Annotated in this window: 11 protein-coding genes, 1 tRNA gene and 1 other RNA gene; 9 read left to right on the top strand and 4 right to left on the bottom strand. The window is 73.6% G+C overall.

Annotated elements, in window-relative coordinates; genetic code table 11:
• The first annotated feature begins 140 nt into the window (after window positions 1-140).
• Window positions 141-2,147: a S53 family peptidase gene (locus tag ACTJKO_RS09330; RefSeq protein ID WP_440687953.1), complete on the top strand. Its 2,007-nt coding sequence runs from the start codon at window positions 141-143 to the stop codon at window positions 2,145-2,147.
• A gap of 170 nt (window positions 2,148-2,317) precedes the next feature.
• Here ACTJKO_RS09330 and ACTJKO_RS09325 read toward each other — a convergent pair whose 3' ends face one another.
• Window positions 2,318-2,896, bottom strand: a complete 579-nt coding sequence (locus tag ACTJKO_RS09325; RefSeq protein ID WP_440687951.1) for a TetR/AcrR family transcriptional regulator — start codon at window positions 2,894-2,896, stop codon at window positions 2,318-2,320.
• A 228-nt stretch (window positions 2,897-3,124) separates the two neighbouring features.
• Between ACTJKO_RS09325 and ACTJKO_RS09320 the strand changes: the two genes are divergently transcribed.
• Window positions 3,125-4,381 carry a multidrug effflux MFS transporter gene (locus tag ACTJKO_RS09320; RefSeq protein WP_440687949.1) on the top strand — a complete coding sequence of 419 codons (1,257 nt, stop codon included), beginning with the start codon at window positions 3,125-3,127 and terminating at the stop codon, window positions 4,379-4,381.
• Window positions 4,382-4,424: 43 nt separating this feature from the next.
• Window positions 4,425-6,377 carry a helicase HerA-like domain-containing protein gene (locus ACTJKO_RS09315; RefSeq protein ID WP_440687947.1) on the top strand — a complete coding sequence of 651 codons (1,953 nt, stop codon included), beginning with the start codon at window positions 4,425-4,427 and terminating at the stop codon, window positions 6,375-6,377.
• A 6-nt stretch (window positions 6,378-6,383) separates the two neighbouring features.
• On the opposite strand, the gene ACTJKO_RS09310 is transcribed toward ACTJKO_RS09315, so the two are convergent.
• Both ACTJKO_RS09310 and ACTJKO_RS09305 read right to left on the bottom strand, forming a co-directional pair.
• A complete protein-coding gene (locus tag ACTJKO_RS09310; RefSeq protein WP_440687945.1) occupies window positions 6,384-7,028 on the bottom strand; it encodes a hypothetical protein in 645 nt (214 codons plus the stop codon).
• 273 nt (window positions 7,029-7,301) lie between these two features.
• A tRNA-Ser gene (locus ACTJKO_RS09305) sits at window positions 7,302-7,386 on the bottom strand.
• A 122-nt stretch (window positions 7,387-7,508) separates the two neighbouring features.
• Here ACTJKO_RS09305 and pta point away from each other — a divergent pair.
• On the top strand, window positions 7,509-9,617 hold the full coding sequence (gene pta / locus ACTJKO_RS09300; protein ID WP_440687943.1) for a phosphate acetyltransferase: 2,109 nt from the start codon (window positions 7,509-7,511) through the stop codon (window positions 9,615-9,617).
• Between the two features lie 65 nt (window positions 9,618-9,682).
• On the top strand, window positions 9,683-10,882 hold the full coding sequence (locus tag ACTJKO_RS09295; RefSeq protein ID WP_440687941.1) for an acetate/propionate family kinase: 1,200 nt from the start codon (window positions 9,683-9,685) through the stop codon (window positions 10,880-10,882).
• On the opposite strand, the gene ACTJKO_RS09290 is transcribed toward ACTJKO_RS09295, so the two are convergent.
• A complete protein-coding gene (locus ACTJKO_RS09290) occupies window positions 10,875-11,549 on the bottom strand; it encodes an SDR family oxidoreductase (protein WP_440687939.1) in 675 nt (224 codons plus the stop codon). The two genes, ACTJKO_RS09295 and ACTJKO_RS09290, sit on opposite strands and share 8 nt — an antisense overlap.
• A gap of 37 nt (window positions 11,550-11,586) precedes the next feature.
• Between ACTJKO_RS09290 and ffs the strand changes: the two genes are divergently transcribed.
• From ffs to recR, 4 genes are all read left to right on the top strand, one after another.
• Window positions 11,587-11,683, top strand: an RNA gene (gene ffs / locus ACTJKO_RS09285) — signal recognition particle sRNA small type.
• 147 nt (window positions 11,684-11,830) lie between these two features.
• Window positions 11,831-19,396: a choice-of-anchor G family protein gene (locus ACTJKO_RS09280; RefSeq protein ID WP_440687937.1), complete on the top strand. Its 7,566-nt coding sequence runs from the start codon at window positions 11,831-11,833 to the stop codon at window positions 19,394-19,396.
• A gap of 142 nt (window positions 19,397-19,538) precedes the next feature.
• Window positions 19,539-22,268, top strand: a complete 2,730-nt coding sequence (locus tag ACTJKO_RS09275; protein WP_440687935.1) for a DNA polymerase III subunit gamma and tau — start codon at window positions 19,539-19,541, stop codon at window positions 22,266-22,268.
• On the top strand, window positions 22,268-22,867 hold the full coding sequence (recR, locus tag ACTJKO_RS09270) for a recombination mediator RecR (RefSeq protein ID WP_278310153.1): 600 nt from the start codon (window positions 22,268-22,270) through the stop codon (window positions 22,865-22,867). The genes ACTJKO_RS09275 and recR overlap by 1 nt, the downstream gene beginning before the upstream one ends.
• The last annotated feature ends 105 nt before the right edge of the window (window positions 22,868-22,972 follow it).

The raw sequence follows: 22,972 nt of genomic DNA, 5'->3' as shown, positions 1-22,972 counted from the left end.
CATCGTTCGTCGGTGGAACCACCGACTGTCCGGTGCTGCACCGGGCTCATTACAGTCGGCTCACCGCATCCCACGAACCCGCTGGGAACGGACCGCCCAGCGACCCGTGACCGCGGCGGGACCCTCGAGAGGAACCCGAAGTGCAACGACGCCCACCGACGCCACGTCGACACGACACCCACCGCACCCGCACCACCGCGATCGCCCTCACCACGGCCGCCTGCACGATCGGCGCAGTGCTGCTCGCCGCCGGTCCCGCGAACGCCGCGACCCGGCACACCCTGCCCGACTCCACGCCCGCGTGGGCGACCGCGGCCAACGACGCCGGCACGGTCGCCGCGAGCACCGACGTCGAGGGCGAGGTGTACCTGCCGCTCAAGGACCAGCACGGCGCCGAGGCACTCGCCACCGCCGTGTCGACCCCCGGCAACGCCCGCTACCGCAAGCCGCTGACCCCCGCGGCGTGGATCGCGAAGTACGCCCCCACGAAGGCGGACGCCGACCAGGTCACCGGGTACCTCCGAGCGCAGGGACTCACGATCACCGCCGTACCGGCCAGCCACGAGTTCGTCGTGTTCCGCGGCCCGGCGTCGGTCGTGAACGGGGTGCTCGGCACCTCGCTGCACAGCTACCGGCACGCCGGCCGGACCCTCGTCGCGCCGTCCACCGCACCGTCGCTGCCGTCGTCCCTCGCCGGAATCGTCAGCGGCGTCAGCGTCGACCAGGGGCGCCTGCTCACCCACCCCGAGCTCGTCCAGCAGGGCGAGACCCCCGCGACCTCCACACCCGCACGGACCCTCCGCCAGCAGGCAACCGCGCCGACGGGGATCGACGCGAAGTGCTCGCAGTACGACGGGCAGCACACCGCCACCGTGCCCGCGGCCTACGGGCAGACGACGGTGCGCACCTTCGCCTGCGGGTACGTCCCGTCGCAGCTCCGGTCCGCGTACGGCGTCGACGGCCTCGCCGCGAAGGGCGTCCAGGGCCAGGGCCAGACGGTCGCCATCATCGACGCGTACGCCTCGCCCACGATCGTCCAGGACACGAACAGCTACTCCGCGCAGCACGGCGAGCCGGCCCTGACGAGCGCCACGTTCCAGCAGCGCGTCCCGTCGCCCTCGCAGTTCACCGACACCGCGCTCTGCCAGGAGCCGAGCGGGTGGCAGGGTGAGGAGACCCTCGACGTGCAGTCCGTGCACGGCGTCGCCCCGGCCGCGAAGATCCTCTACGTCGGCGGCACCAACTGCGGCGGCGGTCTCGACGTCGCCATGTCGAAGATCCTCGACCAGGGGCTCGCGAACCTCGTCAGCAACAGCTACGGCGACGTCGGCGAGAACGTGCCGCTGTCGAGCATCCGCGGCCAGGAGAACCTCCACATCCAGGCGGCGGGCGAGGGCATCGGCCTGTACTTCTCGAGCGGCGACAACGGCGACGAGTCGGCGGCCCTCGGCAGCGCCCAGCCGGACTTCCCGGCGTCGAGCCCGTGGGTGACCTCGGTCGGCGGTACCGCGATCGGCGTCGGCGCCGACGGCCGCAAGACGTTCGAGACCGGCTGGGGCGACGTCCTCGACCAGATCGTCAGCAGCGACCGCGGCGACGTGTACTCGACCCCGCTGCCCGGCGGCCTCGTCGGAGGCGGTGCCGGTGGTGGCCGCAGCACCCTCTTCGCGGAGCCCGCGTACCAGAAGGGCGTCGTGCCCTCCGGGCTCGCGAACGGCAACCGCGTCTCGCCGGACCTCGCGGCGCTCGCCGACCCGTACACCGGGTTCGCGATCGGCATCCGCCCGATCACGGACGACTCGACGCTCGCCACCGGTGACTTCGAGAACGAGACGTACGGCGGTACCTCGCTCGCGTCGCCGATCACCGCGGCGCTGTCGGCGCTCGTGCAGCAGTCCACGCACACGCGGCTCGGGTTCGCGAACCCGACGCTGTACGCGGCGGACAAGGCGGTGCCGGGTGCGTTCACCGACGTGCGCACGCCGTCGTCGCCGCTCGCCGTGGCGTACACGAGCGCCACGTCCGGCAAGGACTACCTCGTGACGCTCGACCACGACACCTCGCTCACCACGGCGCCGGGCTACGACGACGTCACCGGGCTCGGTGCGGTGTCCTTCTCGGGGATGACGCAGGCCGCGCGCCGCTGACGGCGGGTCGACGGACTGGAGGGACGGTGCGGGCTGGCGCCGTCCCTCCAGTCACGGCCGTCGCCCCGCTGGCGCGGTGCGCCGGTACCGGCTGGTGGGGCCCACCTCCAGTCACGGCCGTCGCCCCGCTGGCGCGGTGCGCCGGTACCGGCTGGTGCGGAGTGTGTGCGTCAGCGCCACCACGACGGGAACGACAGCACGATCGTGTCCACCAGCGCCCTCCGCGACCGGCGCGGACCCGCGAGCCACGCCTCGATCGCCCCGACGAAGCCCTGCGCGACGAACCCCGCGGCGACGTCGTCGAGGAGCTCCGGCCGTGCGGCGTCGAGCGACCGGATGTGCTGCGCGCTCGACACCGTGAAGTGCTCGACGAGCAGCCGGTGCAGCGAGCCGTCGTTCGGGTCGGGGAGTGCCTTGCCGTAGATGTCCCGGTGGGTCACCACGTGCTCGACGACGGCGTCGATGCCGCGCCGGGTGATGGCCGCGAGCTCGTCCGCACCCGCGCCCCGTGCGGCCGCGGTGCGACGGGCCTCGGCGTCGTCCTCGCGGATCCGGTCGAGCTCCGGGGTGAGGACGTCCGCCAGGAGCGACCCGGGCGACACGGCGTGCGAGTAGAACGTGGCGCGGTTGATGCCGGCGGCCCGGGTGACGTCGGCGACCGTGATCTCGGAGACCGGACGTGCGGCGGCGAGACGCATGATGGCGTCGCGCAGGGCAGCGGTCGTGTGCAGGATCCGGGCATCCACCATGACGCCCACCCCCTTCTGTTCCCATCGCTCGACCCCGTCGAGCAGTCCGACGGTACCGCATGCGCCGTGCCCGGACGGTCGCGGGAAGGTCACAACACGCGGGAGACCCACAGCGGGTGCATCGAGAGCGCTCACACGCCACGTAGGATGGTTCCGCGGCCGAATCGATTCGATCGGTGCCGCGATCACCTCCTCCCCGTTCCCCTCACCGTCGAAGGACCCCTGCTCGTGACCGCGCCCGCCACCACCGGTTCGCTCCGTGTCGTCCTGCACCCGGGAGACTCGCTCTCCCGCGGCCAGCGACTCGTCTACGTCTTCGTCCTGGGCGCCCTCACCGCGCTCGGGCCGTTCACGATCGACCTCTACCTGCCGGCGTTCCCGTCGATCAAGGAGCAGTTCGGCATCACGGACGGCGCGGTCCAGCTGACCCTCACCGCGACGACGCTCGGCTTCGCGATCGGGCAGCTGCTCGTGGGCCCGTGGAGCGACAAGGTCGGTCGCCGCCTCCCGCTCATCGTCGCCACGTCGGTGCACGTCGCGGCGTCGGTCGGCGCCGCGCTCGCGCCGAACGTCGAGGTGCTGGCCCTGTTCCGCGTCCTGCAGGGGATGGGGGCGTCGGCGGGTGGCGTCGTGGCGATGGCGACCGTGCGCGACCTGTTCGGCGGGAAGCCGCTCGTGCGGATGCTGTCCCGACTGGCGATGGTGAACGGGCTCGCGCCGATCCTCGCACCGCTCATCGGCTCCCAGATGCTCCGGTTCGTCAGCTGGCACGGTGTGTTCGTGTTCCTCGCCTGCTACGGCGGCGCGGTCGTGCTGGCGTCGGTCCTCCTCATCGTCGAGACGCTGCCGCCCGCGCGACGGCACGAGGCCGGCCACTCGTCGGTCGGGCAGCGGTACCGGGCGCTCTTCTCGGACCGCATCTTCGTCGGTGTCGCACTCATCGGTGCGATGGTCTTCAGCGGCCTGTTCTCCTACCTCAGCGCGTCCCCCTTCCTGTTCCAGGGCCTGTTCGGTCTCGACGCGCAGCAGTACGGTCTGCTGTTCGCCGTGAACTCCGTCGGTGTGGTCATCGGCGTGCAGGTGTCCTCGCGACTGGCCCAACGCGTCGGCCCGCAGTGGATCCTCGCGTGCTCGACGGCGACGCTGTTCCTCGCGGCGGTGGCGATCATCGTGCTCGACCAGCTCGGCGCCGGGCTCGTCGGGGTGCTCGTCCCGCTGTGGTTCTTCATCGCGGCCTGCGGGTTCTCGTTCCCGCTCGTCCAGGTGATCGGGCTCGCCGCGCACGGCAAGGAGGCCGGGACCGCCGCATCGCTCCTCGGCGCCCTGAACTTCGGTGTCGCCGGGATCATCTCGCCCGTCGTCGGCTGGATCGGCATCGCGACCGCAACGCCGATGGCCGCCGTGATGGCGTGCACGTCGACCGTCGCGATCCTGCTCCTGTGGTTCGTCGTCCGCCCGAGGACCGTGCCGGAACTGACGCACTGACCGATCCGTTCCACAGCGCGCGGGCCGTTCGTATGCTGAGCCCATGAGCGACGCGGTGGAGCAGGCCCGGGCGGCAGCGGCGGCGGCGAGGGCGGCCGCCGACGAGGCGCGGCGCCTCGCCGACGAGGCGGCGGCGCGAGCGGAGGAACTCGCCGCGGCCCTCGAGCGGGACGCCGCCGCGACGGCGGCAGCGGCCGGGCCGGTGCTCAGCGCCGACGCCGAACCGGCCGTCGCCGGATCGCCCGAGGCGGAGGGCCGGGAGGCGCGCCTCGCCCCCGACGCAGAGCCCGCGGTCGCGCAGTCGTCCGTCGCCGACGCGACCACGGAACCGTCCGGCGCGGTCCCGTCGACCGGCACCGTCCCTCCAGGCCCCGACGTCACCGCCGGCCCGCTCGGCGACGCGGCGGTCGCAGCGATCCGGACCGGGTACGAGGTCGACGGACGCGCACTGCAGCTCGGCGCCCTCGTGAACGGCGTGGCGCTGCCCGACGTGCAGGTGCGCATCCCGCTCGCGATGCTCAACCGCCACGGGCTCGTCGCGGGTGCCACCGGCACCGGGAAGACCCGGACGCTCCAGCTGCTCGCGGAGCAGATCGCCGGGGCGGGCGTCCCGGTGTTCGCGGTCGACGTCAAGGGCGACCTGTCCGGGGTGTCCGTTCCGGGCCGGTCGAACGACAAGCTCCTCGCACGCACCGCCGGGATCGGCCAGGACTGGCAGGGCGAGGCGAGTCCGGCCGAGTTCTACTCGCTCGGCGGTCGTGGGACGGGCGTCCCGATCCGTGCCACCGTGTCCGGGTTCGGATCGCTGCTGCTGTCGAAGGCGCTCGGGCTGAACGAGACGCAGGAGTCCTCGCTCGGCCTCGTGTTCCACTACGCCGAGCGTGCCGGGCTGGCGTTGGTCGACCTGTCCGACCTCCGGAGCGTGCTCACGTTCCTCGTGGGCGACGAGGGCAGGTCGGAACTCGCCGGGCTCGGTGGGCTCTCGAAGCAGACCGTGGGCGTGATCCTCCGCGAGCTCGTCGCGTTCGCCGACCGTGGCGCCGAGGACTTCTTCGGCGAGCCCGAGATCGACACCCGCCTGTTCCTCCGCACCGCATCGGACGGCCGGGGGATCATCAGCCTGCTCGAGGTCCCGGCCGTGCAGGACCAGCCCGAGGTCTTCTCGACGTTCCTGATGTGGCTGCTCGCCGACCTGTTCAACGAGCTCCCCGAGGTGGGGGACCAGGAGACGCCGAAGCTCGTCTTCTTCTTCGACGAGGCACACCTGCTGTTCCGCGACGCGTCGAAGGACTTCCTCGACCAGGTCGTCCGGACGGTCCGGCTCATCCGTTCGAAGGGCGTCGGGGTCTTCTTCGTCACCCAGACGCCGAAGGACCTGCCGAACGACGTCCTCGCCCAGCTCGGGTCACGGATCCAGCACCAGCTCCGGGCGCACACGCCGGAGGACGCGAAGGCGCTGCGTGCGACGGTGTCGACGTACCCGACGAGCGACTACGACCTCGCCCGGGTGCTGACGTCGCTGGCGACCGGCGAGGCGATCGTCACGGTGATGAACGAGGACGGGGCCCCGACACCGGTCGCGTGGACGCGTCTGCGCGCACCGGAGGGGTCGATGGACGCCGTGCCGGCAGCCGACCTGGAGGCGCGGGTGCGGTCCTCGCCGCTGCTCGCCACCTACGGCACCCGGCTGGACCCCGACTCGGCGCGCGAGGTGCTCGCCCGTCGGATGGAGTCCGCTGCCGCCGCGGGCGAGCCGGAGGAGCAGGAGGCTCGGGGGCGGGCGTCGGCGCAGGACGAGTACGAGCGGGCGCAGCGCGAGTTCGAACGTGCCGAGCGCGCGGCCGAGGAACGGCGGGCGAAGCGTGCGGCGTCGAGGACGACGTCGTCGCGCCGCGCGGAGGACCCGCTGTCGGACCTGCTCGGGTCGGACCTCGGCGGCACGATCGCCAAGGAGGTCGTGCGCGGGATATTCGCGACGCTGCGCCGGCGTCGCTGAGCGGGGTCAGCCGCCGATCAGACCGGCGGTCTCGACGGCGAGCAGCCCGGCGACGACGACGACCGCGAGCGCCCCGACGACGACGGTCGCCGCGCGGTGCTCGTACCACGCACGGCTCGCCGGCCAGCGGCGCGCGAACTCGCGGGACGGCACGGGGCGGGGCTCGTCGCGGACCCGCACGCCGAGCGCGTCGACGATGCGGTCGATCCCGCCGTCGCCCCAGGTGTCGGACCGCAGGCGGAACAACGGCGCCCCGTCGGCGTCGACGGCCACGAGCTCCCGGTTCGTCCGCTCCACGGCACTGCCGTAGGTCGTCGCCCGCACGAGTCCGTGCACCCGCTCGCGTGCGACACGGCGGTTCGCGGTGAGGACGCCGCGCAGCGTCACCCCGTCGCTGTCCACGCCGACGAACGCCGTCGCGAGGCGGACGAACACGGCACCGACGACGACGGCCAGGAGGATCACCACACCGGCGATGACGGGCCAGAGCTGCAGGGGGAGTGAGACCCAGACCAGGGCGACCGCGAGCGGCACGGCGGAGAACACGACGCTGAGGATCGTCGACCGCACCAGCGACCGGCGTGGCCGGAGGACCACGTCGTACACGGTGGTGCGCGGGCGAGCGGTCGCCGTCGCCGTCAGGTCCCCCACGTGGGCTCCTCACCCCTCGGGTGCGCAGGCGCGGTCGAGGGACCGCTCCGCGAGCGACGCCCCTGCCGCTCCGTGCACCGTGGCCGGCCCGTCCCGGGGCCGTCCGTGCGGTGAGTCTAGGGGACGTCGGGGTGTCGAGGACAGCCCGTTCCACCCCCGATCGCGCACCGCGGACGGATTCTTGGCTGACGGGGTGCAGCGGGGTCCGCCGTGCGGGGGACCGACCGGACGCGAAGAGCCCCGGGACCGATGGTCCCGGGGCTCTCGTCGCTGCGGAGAATGGGGGATTCGAACCCCCGAGGGCTTGCACCCAACACGCTTTCCAAGCGTGCGCCATAGGCCACTAGGCGAATTCTCCTGGCGCCACCTCGCGGCGACGACACCCCATGGTACAGGTCTTCCGGGGTGTGGATGACCACACGCGTCCACAGGCCGTCGCGCTCCCAGATGTCACGACAAACGCGCGGCTACCCTGGACCCGTGTCGACCCGCATCTACATCACGTCAGCAGAAGGACACACGGGCAAGAGCACCGTCGCCCTCGGCGTCCTCGAGACCCTCGCACGGTCCGTCGGTCGGGTCGGGGTGTTCCGGCCGGTCGCGCGGTCGGTGGACGAACCCGACTACGTGCTCGAGCTGCTGCTCCAGCACACCGCGGTCGGTGTCTCGTACGACGACGCGATCGGCGTCACCTACGACGACGTGCACGCGGACCCGGACGCGGCACTCGCCACGATCGTGACGCGGTTCGCCCAGGTCGAGCGGCAGTGCGACGCGGTCGTGGTCCTCGGGTCCGACTACACCGACGTCGGCAGCCCGACGGAGCTGTCGTTCAACGCGAAGGTCGCCGTCAACCTCGGTGCTCCCGTGCTGCTCGTGCTCGGCGGACGCGACGCCGCCGAGCGGGACGCCCGCACCCCGGAGGACATGGCGCAGGTGGCGGACGTCACGACGAGCGAGCTCCGTGCGGCGCACGCCCAGCTGTTCGGCGTCATCGTGAACCGCGCCGACCCGGACGCCCTCGCCGCGATCGTGTCCAGCGTCGAGCGGGCCGTGCACGACGACCACCCGGACCTGCCGGTGTGGGCGATCCCCGAGGACCGCGTCCTCGTCGCGCCGACCGTGCGCGCCCTGCTCCAGGCCACGGGTGCCACGCTCGTCCGCGGCGACGAGGCCCTGCTCGACCGTGAAGCCCTGGGCACGGTCGTCGCCGGCATGAGCATGGAGAACGTGCTCCCGCGGCTCATCGAGGGCGGCATCGTCGTCGTGCCCGGCGACCGCAGCGACGTGCTCATCGCGACGCTGCTGGCGAACCAGTCGGAGACGTTCCCGAGCCTGGCCGGCGTGATCCTCAACGGCGGGTTCGAGACCGCGCCCCAGATCTCCCGGCTGCTCGAGGGGCTGTCGAGCTCGCTGCCGATCGCGCGCAACGAGCTCGGCACCTACGACACGGCGCTGCGCATCACCCAGACCCGCGGCCGTCTCGCGGCGGACTCCCCGCGGAAGGCGGACCTGGCGCTCGCGCTGTTCGAGCAGCACGTCGACGCCGACGCGCTCCGCGACCGTCTGCAGCTCACCCCGTCCGGCGTCGTGACCCCGCTCATGTTCGAGCACGGGCTGCTCGACCGGGCGCGCGGCTACGGCAAGCGCATCGTGCTGCCCGAGGGGGACGACGACCGCATCCTCCGGGCCGCCTCGACCCTGCTGCAGCGCCAGGTGTGCGAACTGACCATCCTCGGCGACCCCGCGGCGATCCGGTCCCGGGCGACCGAGCTCGGCCTCGACCTCGACGCCGCTCAGCTCGTCAGCCCCTTCGACCCCGAGCTCCGCGAGCGCTTCGCCGAGGAGTACACGAAGCTCCGCGCCCACAAGGGCATGAGCATCGAGCTGGCGCGGGACACCGTGACCGACGTGTCGTACTTCGGCACGCTCATGGTCCAGCTCGGACTCGCCGACGGCATGGTCTCGGGGGCGAAGCACACGACCGCGCACACCATCCGGCCGTCGTTCGAGATCATCAAGACCCGCCCCGAGACCTCCATCGTGTCGAGCGTGTTCCTCATGGCCCTCGCCGACCGCGTCCTGGTGTACGGCGACTGCGCGGTCATCCCCGACCCGACGAGCGAGCAACTCGCCGACATCGCGATCTCGTCGGCGGAGACCGCCATGCAGTTCGGCATCGACCCGCGGGTGGCGATGCTGAGCTACTCGACCGGCGACAGCGGCTCCGGCGCGGACGTCGACAAGGTGCGCGCGGGGACCGCCTTCGTGCGGGAACGCCGCCCCGACCTCCTCGTCGAGGGGCCGATCCAGTACGACGCCGCTGCCGACCCCACCGTGGCGCGCACGAAGATGCCCGACTCCCCGGTGGCCGGGCGTGCGACGGTGTTCATCTTCCCCGACCTCAACACGGGCAACAACACGTACAAGGCCGTGCAGCGCTCGGCCGGCGCCGTCGCGATCGGACCGGTGCTGCAGGGGCTGCGCAAGCCGATCAACGACCTCTCCCGCGGCGCCCTCGTCGGCGACATCGTCAACACGGTCGCGATCACCGCGATCCAGGCCGGCACCGCCTCCGACGCGGGCTGACCGCAGCACCCGCACCGCGCCTCCCGTCCGGCCCACCAGGCCACGAACAGAAAGCGACACCACCAGTGACCGCAGCGCTCGTCGTGAACTCGGGTTCGAGTTCGTTCAAGTACCAGCTCATCGAGCTCGAGGGGGAGCGCACGCTCGCCTCCGGGCTCGTCGAGCGCATCGGCGAGTCGACGGGGGCGTGGAAGCACACCAACGCCCTCACCGGCGAGTCCTCGTCGAACGACTCGGCGGACGTCCCCGACCACGCGGCGGGCTTCCAGGCGATGATCGACGCCTTCGGCAAGGTCGGGCCCTCGTTCGACGAGTACCCGCCCGCCGTCGTCGGACACCGGGTCGTGCACGGCGGCACCCTGTTCGACCGGGCGACGATCGTCACCGACGACGTGGAACGGCAGATCGACGACCTGTCGACCCTCGCACCGCTGCACAACCCCGCGAACCTCGAGGGCATCCGGGCGGCGAAGCAGGTGTTCCCGGACGTGCCGCAGGTCGCGGTCTTCGACACCGCCTTCCACCAGACGATGCCGCCGCACGCGTACACCTACGCGATCCCGGCCGACCTCGCCGCCGCGCACGGGATCCGCCGGTACGGCATGCACGGCACGAGCCACAAGTACGTCTCCGAGCAGGCCGCGGTGTTCCTCGGCCGTCCGCTCGCCGAGCTCAAGACGATCGTGCTGCACCTCGGCAACGGCGCCTCGGCGGCAGCGATCGACGGCGGCCGATCGATCGAGACCTCGATGGGCCTCACGCCGCTCGAGGGGCTCGTGATGGGGACCCGCTCCGGGGACCTCGACCCCGCGGTCCTCATCCACCTCCACCGTGAGGCCGGCATGTCGTTCGACGAGCTCGACACCATGCTCAACAAGCAGTCCGGGCTGCTCGGGCTCACCGGCAACGGGGACATGCGCGACGTCCAGGACGCCGCACTCCACGGCGACGACGAGGCCGAGGCGGCGCTCGCCGTGTACCGGCACCGCATCCGCCGCTACGTCGGGGCCTACACCGCGCAGCTCGGCGGCCTCGACGCGGTCGTCTTCACCGCGGGCGTCGGGGAGAACAACGCGCTGCTGCGTCGACGGGTGCTCGCGGGTCTGGAACACCTCGGGATCGAGGTCGACCCGGACCGGAACGAGCTCGCATCACGCGACGCGCGGCGCATCTCCACCGACGGCTCGCGCGTCGCGGTGCTCGTCATCCCGACCAACGAGGAGCTCGAGATCGCCCGGCAGTCGGCCGCGGTCGCCCTCAGCTGAGGGCGGCCAGCGCCGCCTGGATCGGCGAGTCACCACTGGTGACCTCGAACTGGACCCCCACGGCGGCGTCGTCGAGGAGCGCGTGCAGCACGACCGCGGCGACGTCGGCGCGGGGGATCGACCCGCGGGGGACGGTCCGCCCGACGTCGATCGTGCCCTGCGGCGGCGTGTCGACCAGGGCACCCGGGCGCACGATCGTCCAGCGCAGGTTGCGGGCACGCAGGTTCGCGTCCGCCTCGGCCTTGGCGCGCAGGTAGACCTGGAAGACGTCCGCCTCGCTCCTGGCGGGCACCACCGCACGCTCGGCGTCGTACGAGTCCGCGGCCATGGCCGAGACCATCACGTAGCGGCTGATCCCGACCCGTTCGGCGGCGTCGGCGAGCAGGATCGCACCGTCGCGGTCGACCGTCAGCTTGCGCTCGGCGCCGCTGCCCGGACCGGCTCCCGCGGCGAACACCACCGCGTCGACCCCGCGGAGCCGCAGCGCGAGTTCGTCGTCGTCGAGCTGCTCGAGGTCCGCGACGATGGCCGTGCCGCCCTGTTGCTCGACGTCGGCGACGTGGGCGGGGTTGCGGACGATGGCGACGGCGTCGTGCCCGGCGTCGGTGACCAGACGGGTGAGGTGCAGGGCGATCTTGCCGTGTCCTCCGGCGATGGCGATCTTCATGTGTCCGATCTTGCCCGCCGCGTCCGGTAGACTTCCAGGCGGCTCCTCACGTGACGCCATCCAGGCCAACTCCCCCAGGGCGGAAACGCAGCAAGGGTAACCGGGCTCTGGCGGGTGCGTGAGGAGTCTTTTTCGTCCGCGCTTGCGGACATCGACCTGATCGTGTGCAAAGATCACCCCCAGGAACTCCCAACCAGGGTTCCTGCCCCTCCACCGCCTCACCAGCGGGGGAGTCCTTCCGGATCAGGTGGCGGGTTCGCCCGCCAGGAAAAGAGACACGCATGCGCAGGCACGTGTCGCTGCGGGGTACCCGTGTACCCACGACGGCGGGCGACTGGACACGACGGATCATCGGTGCTGGCGGCCGGGCTCGACGACGAGCACCGGGCGATCGGCGTCTCCTCCTGCGCAGCGGCGTCGTCGCCACGGTGACGGCGTTGATCGCCGCCACCGTGGCGATCCAACCCGCCGCTGCGGCCCAGACCGACGTCTCCGAGGCCGAGGGCGTGCTGCTGAGCGGCTCGGGCATCGTGGACCTGGACGGCATCGCGCAGCTCGGCGGTGCGTACTCGGCGCGCGGTGCGACCACGGGTGGCGGGACCACGAACCAACCCCTCGACCTGACCGCCCTCGACGCCGTCGGGGTGGACCTGGGGAACGACATCGACCTCCTCGGGCAGAACGGCATCCTCACCCTCGGCGTCGACGGACAGTACGCCACGACCTCGGCGAACGGCGCCACGGCGTCGTCCGGACTGCTCACCAACGACGGTGGGATCGGCGTCGGCACGGGCAGCGGCACCGGGGCGGCGACACTGGACCTCAACCCGCTCTTCGGTCGCGTCGGTGCGGACACCACGGTGCTCTCGAACGCGCAGCTCCAGATCGGCGCGCTCGCTTCGACCCTCTCCGCCACCCGCGGGGCATCCGTCACGACCACCAGCGACTACCGGATCGCCGGCGCGGACCTCCAGCTGACGAGCCCCGCGGTCCAGGGCCTCACGGCCTCGCTCCGCGACCAGCTCCGATCCGTCTCCAGCTCCGTGAACGGCGTCTTCGGCACCGGCGGCGCGCTGCAGGGCACCACCGGCACCGTCACCACCCAGATCCAGACGCTGCTCCGCCAGGCACTGCTCGGCACGGTGAACGTCAGCGGGACCAACATCACCGCGAACGTGGACCTGAACCTCGACGACACGTTGACGCAGGTGCTCCAGCGACCGCTCACCGACGGCGCCGTCACGATCACCCCGTCGACGGGCGCGATCACCGTGGACCTCGACGAGCTCACGACGCTCAACGACCAGCCGGCGAACACCCCGGTGCTGACCGCCGCGGCCGTCGACTCGATCAACCGGAGCATCACCACGATCCTCGGCACGCAGCTGCCCACGGCGCTGCAGACCGCCGTGGTCAACACGATCGACTCCACCGCCGTGCGTGTCGACGTGACCACGAACGCGACGGTGCTCGGGCAGCCCGCAGCGGCGCTCGGACTGCAGATCGACACCACCCTCGGGGCGCTCGCCGGCACCGCGACCGCCACGCCCACCGTCACCTCTTCGGGCAGCCTGGCCGGGCTGCCCCTGCCGCTCGGCACCGTGCTCGCGCCGGTCGTCAGCGGCACCATCGTGCCGACGCTGCAGACGGCGCTGCGCCCGGTCATCGGTGGCACGGCGCTCGCTCAGCTCGGCACGACGCTGACGAACACGACCACCGCGGTGGCGACGGCGCTGTCGCCGGTCGTGCTCCTCCTCCGCCAGGTCATCGACCTCACCGTGAACGCGCAGGACACCACGACCGGGTTCCGGGACGCGCGGGGCTACGACCCGGGCTCGCGGAGCGTGCACGCCCTGCGGCTGTCGATCCTGCCGGGGCCGGACGTCGCGACGGTCGACCTCGCGACCTCGACGGTCCGGGCGACGGCGTTCGCCCCGCTGAGCATCGCCGCGCCGACCGCGAACCAGGTGTTCAGCGTGCCGACGGTGTCCTCGACCCGCAGCGTGACGGTGAGCGGCGCGGGCGAGCCCGGAGCCACCGTCGCCGTGGGCATCGGTGGCGGCAGGACCGGCACCGCCACCGTCGCCGCGAACGGCACGTGGACGACGACGATCGCGAACGTCCCCACCGGCACGTACACCGCCACCGCGACGCAGACCGTCGGCGGGACCGCGGCCGGCACCGCGACGCAGGCGTTCTCGGTCGTCGCGCAGCAGCCGCTGACGATCGCGACCCCGACCACCGGGCAGACCTTCACCACCACCGGCACCACGGCGGCGGTGACGCTCACCGGCACCGCCACCCCGGGCGCGCGCATCGACGTCGACCTCGGCGGAGGAGTGACCGCGACCGGCACGGCCGACGACACCGGAGCGTGGAGCATCCAGGTGCCGCAGGTCCCGATCGGCGCCCAGACCGCGAGCGTCACACAGACCGTGGGCGACAGCACCTCGGCAGCGGTCGCGCGGGCGTTCCGCGTCGTCGCCGCCGCCGGTCTCACGGTCGACAGCCCGACGGCGGACCAGGACTTCGCCCTCGCCGGCGACGCCCGCGACATCCCGTTCTCCGGGTCCGCGCAGCCCGGGGCCCGCGTGGACGTCGACCTCGGAGGCGGCCGTACGGCGACCACCACCGCGAACGCGGGCGGCAGCTGGTCGACCACGGTCGGCGACGTGCCTGCGGGGGAGTACACCGCGAGCGTGACGCAGACCGTGGGGTCGTCGACGAGCAGCCCGGTGACGCGTGACTTCACGGTCACGGCGGCCCCCGCGCTGACGATCACCGCGCCGGAGGACGGCAGCACCATCACCGTCGCCGATGCCACCTCGACCACGCCCGTGACGGTGTCCGGCGCCGCGGCGCCCGGCGCGCAGGTGACGGTCGGCATCGGCGGGTCGTTCACCGCGACGGTGACGGCGAACGGCTCGGGTGACTGGGCCGCGACGTTCCAGGGCGTCCCGGTCGGCCCGCGGACGGCGACGGCGACGCAGACCGTCGGCGGCACCACCTCGGCCCCGGTCACGCGGGACTTCACGATCGCCGCAGGTGACCCGATCGCCATCTCGTCCCCGGCCCCCGGTGCGACGGTGACCGTCCTGGACGCGGACAGCACGACCGACCTCGACCTCACGGGCACCGCGGAACCGGGTGCCGCCGTCGCGATCTCCCTCGGCGGCGGCCACACGGCGACGGCCACCACGAACGACGACGGGCAGTGGGCGGCGACGGTGCCGGACCTCCCGGTCGGCCGGTACACGATCGCGGCGACCGAGACCGTCGGCGGCACCACCTCGCCCGCGGTCCGGCAGGTCGTGACCGTCGCCCCGGCCGCCGGACTCGTCGTGACGACACCGGCGCAGGGCACGACGACCGACGTCGCCACCGACGCGTCGACCATCGACGTGACCGTGTCGGGGACCGCACAGCCCCGAGCGGACGTCAGCGTCGTCCTCGACGGCACGAGCGACCCCGTCACCACCACCGCGGGCGCGGACGGCCGCTGGTCGGTGACCCTGCCGGACGTCGGGACGGGGGACCACACCGCGAGCGTCACGCAGACCGTCGCGGGCCGGACCTCCGCGCCGGTCGACCGGGACTTCACGATCGCGGTCGGTGACGACCTCGTCATCGACTCCCCGACCGACGCCCAGCAGGTGCCGGCCGGTCCCGACGACACCGCCGGCGTGGTCGTGCGTGGCACCGCCGATCCCGGCGCCGCGGTCGCGGTGACGGTCGACGGGGGCCAGCCGGTCGACGTCGTGGCCGACGCCTCGGGCAACTGGTCCACCGACCCGGTCGAGCTCGCCGTGGGACAGCACACCGTCGAGGCCGTGCAGACCGTGAACGGCACGACGGGTCCCACGGTCACGCGCGACTTCACCGTGGTGCCCGGGACCGCGATCACGATCGACTCGCCGGCCGTGGGCTCGCGGTTCGTCGTGGTCGACGGCGACGCCACCGCGACCGTGCCGATCTCGGGCACGGCGGAGCCGGACGCCGCCGTCACGGTGTCGCTCGGGCCGGACACGCAGTTCACCACGAACGCGAACGGCGCGGGCGCCTGGACCGTCGACGCGACCGGGCTCGCACCGACCGGCACCTACACCGTGAACGCCAGCCAGAGCGTCGAGGGCACGGTCACCACCGCGATCCCGACGACGTTCGAGGTCGTCACGGCGGAGCCGGTCGCGATCACGTCCCCGAGCACGGCGCCGATCCTCGTCGCAGGGCCGGACGTGCAGCGGGACGTGACCGTGACCGGGACGGGCCAGCCCGGCGCCTCGGTCTCGGCCACGACGGACGGCGCCCCGGACCAGCAGACCACGGTCCGTGCCAACGGCACCTGGTCGGTGACCTTCCCCGACCTCGGGGTGGGCCCCCACCCCGTCGCCGTGGACCAGACGCTGCCCGGGACCGTCTCGACCCCGGCCACCTCGGACCCGGTGACCCGCACGGTCACGATCGCGCCCGCGGACGCGGTGACCGTCACCGCTCCCGCGGCGGACGACGTGCTCCTCGTGCCGGACCCCGACGCCACCCGCGACGTCACCGTGACCGGCACCGCCGAGCCCGGTGCCCCGGTGACGGTGCGACTCGGCGACGCCCGGCTGGACACCACGGCGGACGGCGACGGTGACTGGACCGTCACGTTCGACGGCGTCGGTGTCGGCGACCCGACGCTCACCGCGACCCAGACGGTCGGCGGCACCAGCGCCTCCAGTCCGGACCGGACGGTCACGGTGCGTGCCGGGACCGCGCTCACGCTGACCACCCCCGCGGACGGCGACGTCCTGACCGTCGCGGACGCGTCGGGCACGGCGGACGTCCGCGCGGCGGGCCGCGCAGAGGCCGGCGCCGTCGTCACGGTGACGCTGTCGACCGGGGACACCGCCGACGTGACCGCGGAGCCCGACGGCAGCTGGCAGACCACGTTCGAGGACGTGCCCGTGGGCGACCACACCGTCCGTGCGACGCAGGTCGTCGGCGGGCAGACCTCGGAACCGGTGACCGCCCGGGTCTCCGTCCGAGCCGGTGCGCCGCTCACGGTGACGACCCCGGCGCGCGCCACGACGGTCACGGTCGCCGACGACGCGGCCACGGCCGACGTGCCGTTCGCGGGCACCGGCGAGCCGGGCGCGACGGTGCGGGTCGACCTCGGCGACGGCGGGACGGCGTCCGCTCCCGTCGGCGCCGACGGGAAGTGGACGACCACGGTCACGGACGTGCCCACGGGTTCGTGGACGGCCGAGGTCACCCAGTCGGTGAACGGCACCACGAGCGCGCCGGTCGGACGACCGGTCTCCGTCGTCGCGGCTGCCGACCTCACCGTCCGCCAGCCCGGCGACGACCCGATCACGGTCGCCGACCGGGACGCGACCACCACCGTCACGGTCGCCGGTGACGCCCAGCCGGGTGCCACGGTCACGGTGACGGTCGACGACGGCGACCCGGTCCGCGTCACGGCGGGCGGCGACGGCTCGTGGAGCGTCCGCGTCCCCGACCTCGGGGTCGGCACGCACGACGTCTCCGTCACGCAGACCGTCGACGGTTCCACCTCGACCACCCCGGTCGAGTCGTCGTTCACCATCCGCCCCGGGGCCCCTGTCGTGGTCACCGAGCCGACCGCGGGCCAGGAGTACCTGGTCGCCGGCGAGGGCGCGACGACCACCGTGGACGTCAGCGGCACGGCCGAGCCCGGCGCGACCGTCGTCGTCGACCTCGGTGGCGGACGCAGCGAGTCCACCACCGTCGCCACCGACGGCAGGTGGTCCGTGTCCGTTCCCGACGTCCCCGCCGGCGCACCCACGGTCAGCGTGACGCAGCGCATCGGCGACACCGTCTCGGCGCCGGTCACGGTCGGCGTCCGGGTGGGCGTGGCGGATCCGATCACCATCGCGACACCGGCCGACGGCTCGACGCTGCGCGTCGCGCAGCGGGACTCCGTCGCCACCGTCACCGCGAACGGGGCCGCCCAGACGGGCGCCACGGTGCGGGTCTCGATCGACGGGGGAGACCCGCAGACGGTGACGGTGACCGGCGCCGGGACGTGGTCGGTCAACCTCGAGGGCGTCGGGACCGGACAGCACACCGTCCGCGCCACCCAGACCGTCGACGGATCGACCTCGGCGGAGGTGGCCACGACCTTCACGGTCGCGCCGGGCACCGCGCTGACGGTGGACAGCCCCGCCGACGGCGACACCGTCACGGTGCCTGCCGGCACGACCAGCGCCCCGCTGCCGGTCAGCGGCGCGGGTCAGGCGGGCGCCACCGTCCGGATCGTCGTCGACGGTGCCGAGCCGGTCGACGTCCCGGTCGACACCGACGGACGGTGGTCCACCGAGATCCCCCGTCTCGGCGTGGGCGACCACACGGTGGTCGTCACGCAGGTCGTGAACGGCACGGTCTCGTCGCCGATCCGACGCGACGTCACGGTCGAGACGGCGGCGATGGACGCCATCGTCGTCACCACGCCGGCGAACGGCACCGCCTTCCGGGTGCTCGGCGGGAGCACCGACGTCCGGGTGGCCGGCGTCGCGGCGCCCGGCGCGGCGATCTCCGTCCGTGTCGACGGCGGCACCCCGGTCACGACGACGGCGAACGGCGACGGGACCTGGGCGGTGACCGTCCCGGCGGTCGGAACGGGTTCGCACACGATCACGGCGTCCGAGACCGTCGCGGGCACGACGACCGACGCCCCGGCGGTCGGCTTCTCAGTCGCTCCGGCCGCTCCGGTCCGGGTGACGAGCCCGACCGACGGCCAGGTCGTCCCGATCACGGGCGGCACGGCGTCGATCCCGGTGAGCGGGACGGCAGAGCCCGGAGCGACGGTCTCGGTGGACATCGCCGGCCGGACCGCGAGCACGACCGCGGGCGCGGACGGCTCCTGGACCGTCACCGTGGGGGACGTGCCGCCGGGCACGAGGACCGTGTCCGTCACCGAGACCGTCGGCGGCGTCACCTCGGACCCGGTCACGAGCTCGGTGCGGATCGTCGTGGCGCAGCCGACCGACGTGACGATCACGAGCCCGGCGCCGGGTCAGCTGATCCCCGCGACGGGCACGGGTGACACCGGGACCTTCACGGTGACCGGGCACGCCACGCCGGGAGCGCTGGTGACGGTTCGCCTGTCGACCGGACAGGTCCGGACGGCGACGGCCGACGCGAACGGGAACTGGAGCGTCACGTTCGACCGGGTGCCCGAGGGCGACTGGACGATCGAGGCCTCGCAGTCCGTGAACGGCACCACGACGGTCTCGCAGCCGGTGGCGGTCGTGGTCGCGGCGGTCGACCCGCTCGCGATCACCTCGCCGACGCCGGGCGCGCACCAGACGGCACCGGCCGGCGGCACCGTCGACTGGCGGGTGACCGGCACGGCCGAGCCCGGGGCCACCGTGACGGTGGTCGCGGACGACGGCACGCCGGTCACGACGACCGCGGGTGACACCGGAGCGTGGGCGGTGGTGCTGCGGCTCGCCGTGGGACGGCACACGATCCGTGTGACGCAGACCGTGGCGGGTGCCACGTCGGCGGTGCAGTCGGTCGCCGTGGTGGTCGACGCCGCAGACCCGGGTGACCCCGGAACGCCGGGCACTCCGAGCACGCCGGGCACGCCGGGCGCGCCGGGGACCCCCGGCACGCCTGGGCTCCCGGGCTCGCCGGGCGCACCGGGCACGGGCGGCGGCACCGGGACCGGTGTCGGGACGGCCTCCGGACCGGGTGGCCTCGCCTTCACCGGCGCCGACATCGCTCCGCTCGCCGGTGCGGCCGGTGGCCTGGTGGTCCTCGGGTTCCTCCTGCTCGGCCTGTCCCGTCTGGCCCGCGGCATCCGCCGCCGCGGACGCGCCTGACCCATCGCTGGACACGCACCGCGCCTCCCGTCCGTCACCTGCACGGACGGGAGGCGCGGTGCCGTCCGGCCGCGGACCGCACTGCCCACAGGTGCTCGCGACGGGCGCTCGGGTGTCGGTCGTCCCGGCTACCCTTGGGGGCGTGGTCACCGCCCTGTATCGCCGTTACCGGCCCGAGAACTTCGCCGAGCTGATCGGACAGTCGCAGGTGACGGATCCGCTCCGGACCGCCCTGCGCACGAACCGGGTGAACCACGCGTACCTGTTCAGCGGGCCGCGCGGGTGCGGCAAGACGACCTCCGCGCGCATCCTGGCGCGCTGCCTCAACTGTGCCGAGGGCCCCACCGACACCCCGTGCGGCGTCTGCCCGAGCTGTGTCGAACTCGCGCGCGGCGGCGGTGGCTCGCTCGACGTCATCGAGATCGACGCGGCCAGCCACAACGGCGTCGACGACGCGCGCGACCTCCGCGACCGCGCGGTGTTCGCACCGGCGCGCGACCGCTACAAGATCTTCATCCTCGACGAGGCCCACATGGTCACGCCGCAGGGCTTCAACGCGCTGCTCAAGCTGGTCGAGGAACCGCCGGAGCACGTCAAGTTCATCTTCGCGACGACCGAGCCCGAGAAGGTCATCGGCACCATCCGGTCCCGCACCCACCACTACCCGTTCCGGCTCGTCCCGCCCGCGGCGATGCTCGAGTACGTCGAGCAGCTCTGCCAGCAGGAGTCGGTGTCGGTCGCGCCCGGGGTGCTGCCCCTCGTCGTCCGCGCCGGCGGTGGTTCCGTGCGTGACACCCTGTCGTTGCTCGACCAGCTCATGGCGGGCAGTGAAGACGGTGCGATCGCGTACGAACGAGCGGTCGCGCTCCTCGGCTACACGGACGCCGCCCTCCTCGACGACGTCGTGGATGCGCTCGCCGTTGCCGACCCGGCGTCGGCGTTCGCCGCGATCGACCGCGTGGTGCAGACCGGGCAGGACCCGCGGCGCTTCGTGGAGGACCTGCTCGAGCGCCTGCGCGACCTGATCGTCGTCGCGGCGACGAACGAGAGCGCCGCCGCGGTGCTGCGCGGCGTCTCGCCGGAAGAACTTGACACCATGACCCGCCAGGCCGGGGTGTTCGGGGCGACCGGCCTGTCCCGCGCGGCGGACATCGCGAACAAGGCCCTCACCGAGATGACCGGGGCGACCTCACCGCGACTCCACCTCGAGCTGATGACCGCACGGATGCTCGTGCCCGAAGCCGACGACACCCAGCGTGGTGCCCTCGCCCGGGTGGAGCGGCTCGAACGCCGCATCGGTGTCGGGGACGCCGGTGGGCACCAGGCCGGACCGGAGACCCTCCCCGTGTCGGCGCCGGCACCGCGGGCGGCGTCCGCACCGGCCCCGGCCCCGGCGCCCGCCCCGGCAGCGTCCGCACCGGCGGCATCTGGGCCGGCGGCGTCCGCACCGGCGGTGTCCACCGGATCGGACTCCGCGCCGGAGCCCAGCCAGCCGGTCGACCCGGGCGCCGCCGCGCGTGCGGCGGCGGCATCGTGGGCTGCGGCCGTGCCGAGCGCGCCCGAAGCGCCGGCGGAGCAGCAGGCGGCAGCGCCGTCCGGGGCGGCCAACGCCTCCTCCACGGGGCAGGGCACCGTCGCCGGCGACGAACCGGCCGTGCGTCCGGTCGGGGCCGTCGGCTTCCAGCAACTGCGCGACGCGTGGCCGCAGATCGTCGAGCACGTCCAGCGGTCGAAGCGCTCCGCGTGGTCGGTCGTGGTCACCGCGCAGGCGACCGCGCTGCGCGACGACGTGCTCACCCTGACGTTCCCCAGCCAGCAGGACGTTGCCTCCTTCAAGGAGATGACCGACCCCGCCACGAGCGTGAGCGAGCTCCTGCGGTCGGCCATCGTCGACGTGCTCGGCCTGCGGGTGAAGTTCGTCGCGCGCGGGCCGGGCGCACCGGGGCAGCAGTCCGCCCCGCCGCGGCAGGCCCCCGCCGACCAGCAGCGCGCGACTGCCCGGCAGCGGCCGGCGTCCCGACCGCAGCCGGCCGAGGCGCAGACGGCCCCGACGCCGCCGACGACGCAGCCCGCCGCAGGCGCTGCGCCCGGCACACCGGCGGGCTCCGGCACGCAGGCGGGCTCCGGCACGCAGGCCGGGCAGGGCGCTGCTGCTCCGGCCGCTGTCGCTCCGGCCGCGCCAGCTGCTGCGCCGTCCGCACCCGGGCGTCAGGACGCGCCGGATCGCGCCCCGGCCGCTCCTGCGGAAGCCGCCCGGTCCGACGCGGCCACGGGCGGCCGGTCGTCGGCGCAGCCCCCGACGCCGGCGTCCGACGGCCCCGCCGCGGAACCCAGCGCGCCCGTCACGGAGTGGGCCGTCGCGGCGATCCCCGCCACCGACCCCACCGCCGGTGCGGTGCCGGAGCACGTCGAGCCGTCCTGGTCTGCCCCGTTCGGCACCACCGACACGGGCGAGCCGGTCGCGCCCGCGCCGATCCTGTCGGACCCCCGCGCGGACGCCGCGCTCGCCGCGCAGCTGCGTCCCGCCTCCGCGCTGTCCGGGCAGCCTGCACAGCAGACGCCCGCGGCCGGACCGGCGGCCGTCGGCTCGCCGGCGCCGGACGTCCCCGTCGACGACTACCCGCTCGACGACGACCCCTACGGTGACGGCGACCCGTACCCGGACGCCCAGGCCGCACCGGCTCCCGCCCCGCAGGCGAGCGTCGTGCTCGCCACCCCGAGCGCACAGGTGCCGGCGCCGGGACGTCCGGCCGCACCGAGCCCCCAGGTCAGGCGTACGCCCGTGGCCGGCCGCTACGGCGAGGCCGTCGTCCGTGAGATCCTGAACGCCCAGTTCATCGAGGAGACCTCCCTCCACGAGGAAGGCGCCTGATGTACGACGGCATCGTGCAGGACCTCATCGACGAGTTCGGTCGTCTGCCCGGCATCGGGCCGAAGTCGGCGCAGCGGATCGCGTTCCACATCCTCCAGACGGAGTCGTTCGACCCGTCGCGGCTGTCCGAGCTCCTGGCAGAGGTGAAGGAGAAGGTCCGCTTCTGCGAGATCTGCGGCAACGTCACCGAGAACGTGCAGTGCAGCATCTGCCGCGACCCCCGTCGGTCCCCGGCGGTCATCTGCGTCGTGGAGGAAGCGAAGGACGTCGCGGCCATCGAGCGCACGCGGGAGTTCCGCGGGCTGTACCACGTGCTCGGGGGCGCCATCAGTCCGATCGACGGCATCGGGCCGGACGACCTGCGCATCCAGCAGCTCATGACCCGACTCGCGGACGGCACCGTCGACGAGGTCATCATCGCGACCGACCCGAACCTCGAGGGCGAGGCCACGGCGACCTACCTCAGCCGACTGCTCGTCCCCATGGGCATCCGCACCACGCGCCTGGCGTCCGGACTGCCGGTGGGCGGCGACCTCGAGTACGCCGACGAGGTCACGCTCGGCCGCGCCTTCGAGGGCCGTCGCCTCGTCGGCGGCTGAACCGGCGGCCGCACGCAGGATCGTTGCGTCGGTGCCCGCTCCGACGCAACATCCGCGAAACACCGTCTACCATTGTCAGACCGCGTCACTTCGCGGAACCGTCGT

The organism is Curtobacterium sp. 22159, from assembly GCF_052045775.1.
GTDB lineage: Bacteria > Actinomycetota > Actinomycetes > Actinomycetales > Microbacteriaceae > Curtobacterium.
Note: the sequence above shows the minus strand (reverse complement) of the source record. Positions and strands in the feature narration are given on the sequence as shown.

What these genes read in the sequence shown, in the direction of transcription:
- ACTJKO_RS09290 (WP_440687939.1), bottom strand. Translation starts at nt 11,549, where the DNA reads ATGAAGATCGCCATCGCCGGAGGACACGGCAAGATCGCCCTGCACCTC.
- recR (WP_278310153.1), top strand. Translation starts at nt 22,268, where the DNA reads ATGTACGACGGCATCGTGCAGGACCTCATCGACGAGTTCGGTCGTCTG.
- ACTJKO_RS09315 (WP_440687947.1), top strand. Translation starts at nt 4,425, where the DNA reads ATGAGCGACGCGGTGGAGCAGGCCCGGGCGGCAGCGGCGGCGGCGAGG.
- ACTJKO_RS09325 (WP_440687951.1), bottom strand. Translation starts at nt 2,896, where the DNA reads ATGGTGGATGCCCGGATCCTGCACACGACCGCTGCCCTGCGCGACGCC.
- ACTJKO_RS09280 (WP_440687937.1), top strand. Translation starts at nt 11,831, where the DNA reads ATGCGCAGGCACGTGTCGCTGCGGGGTACCCGTGTACCCACGACGGCG.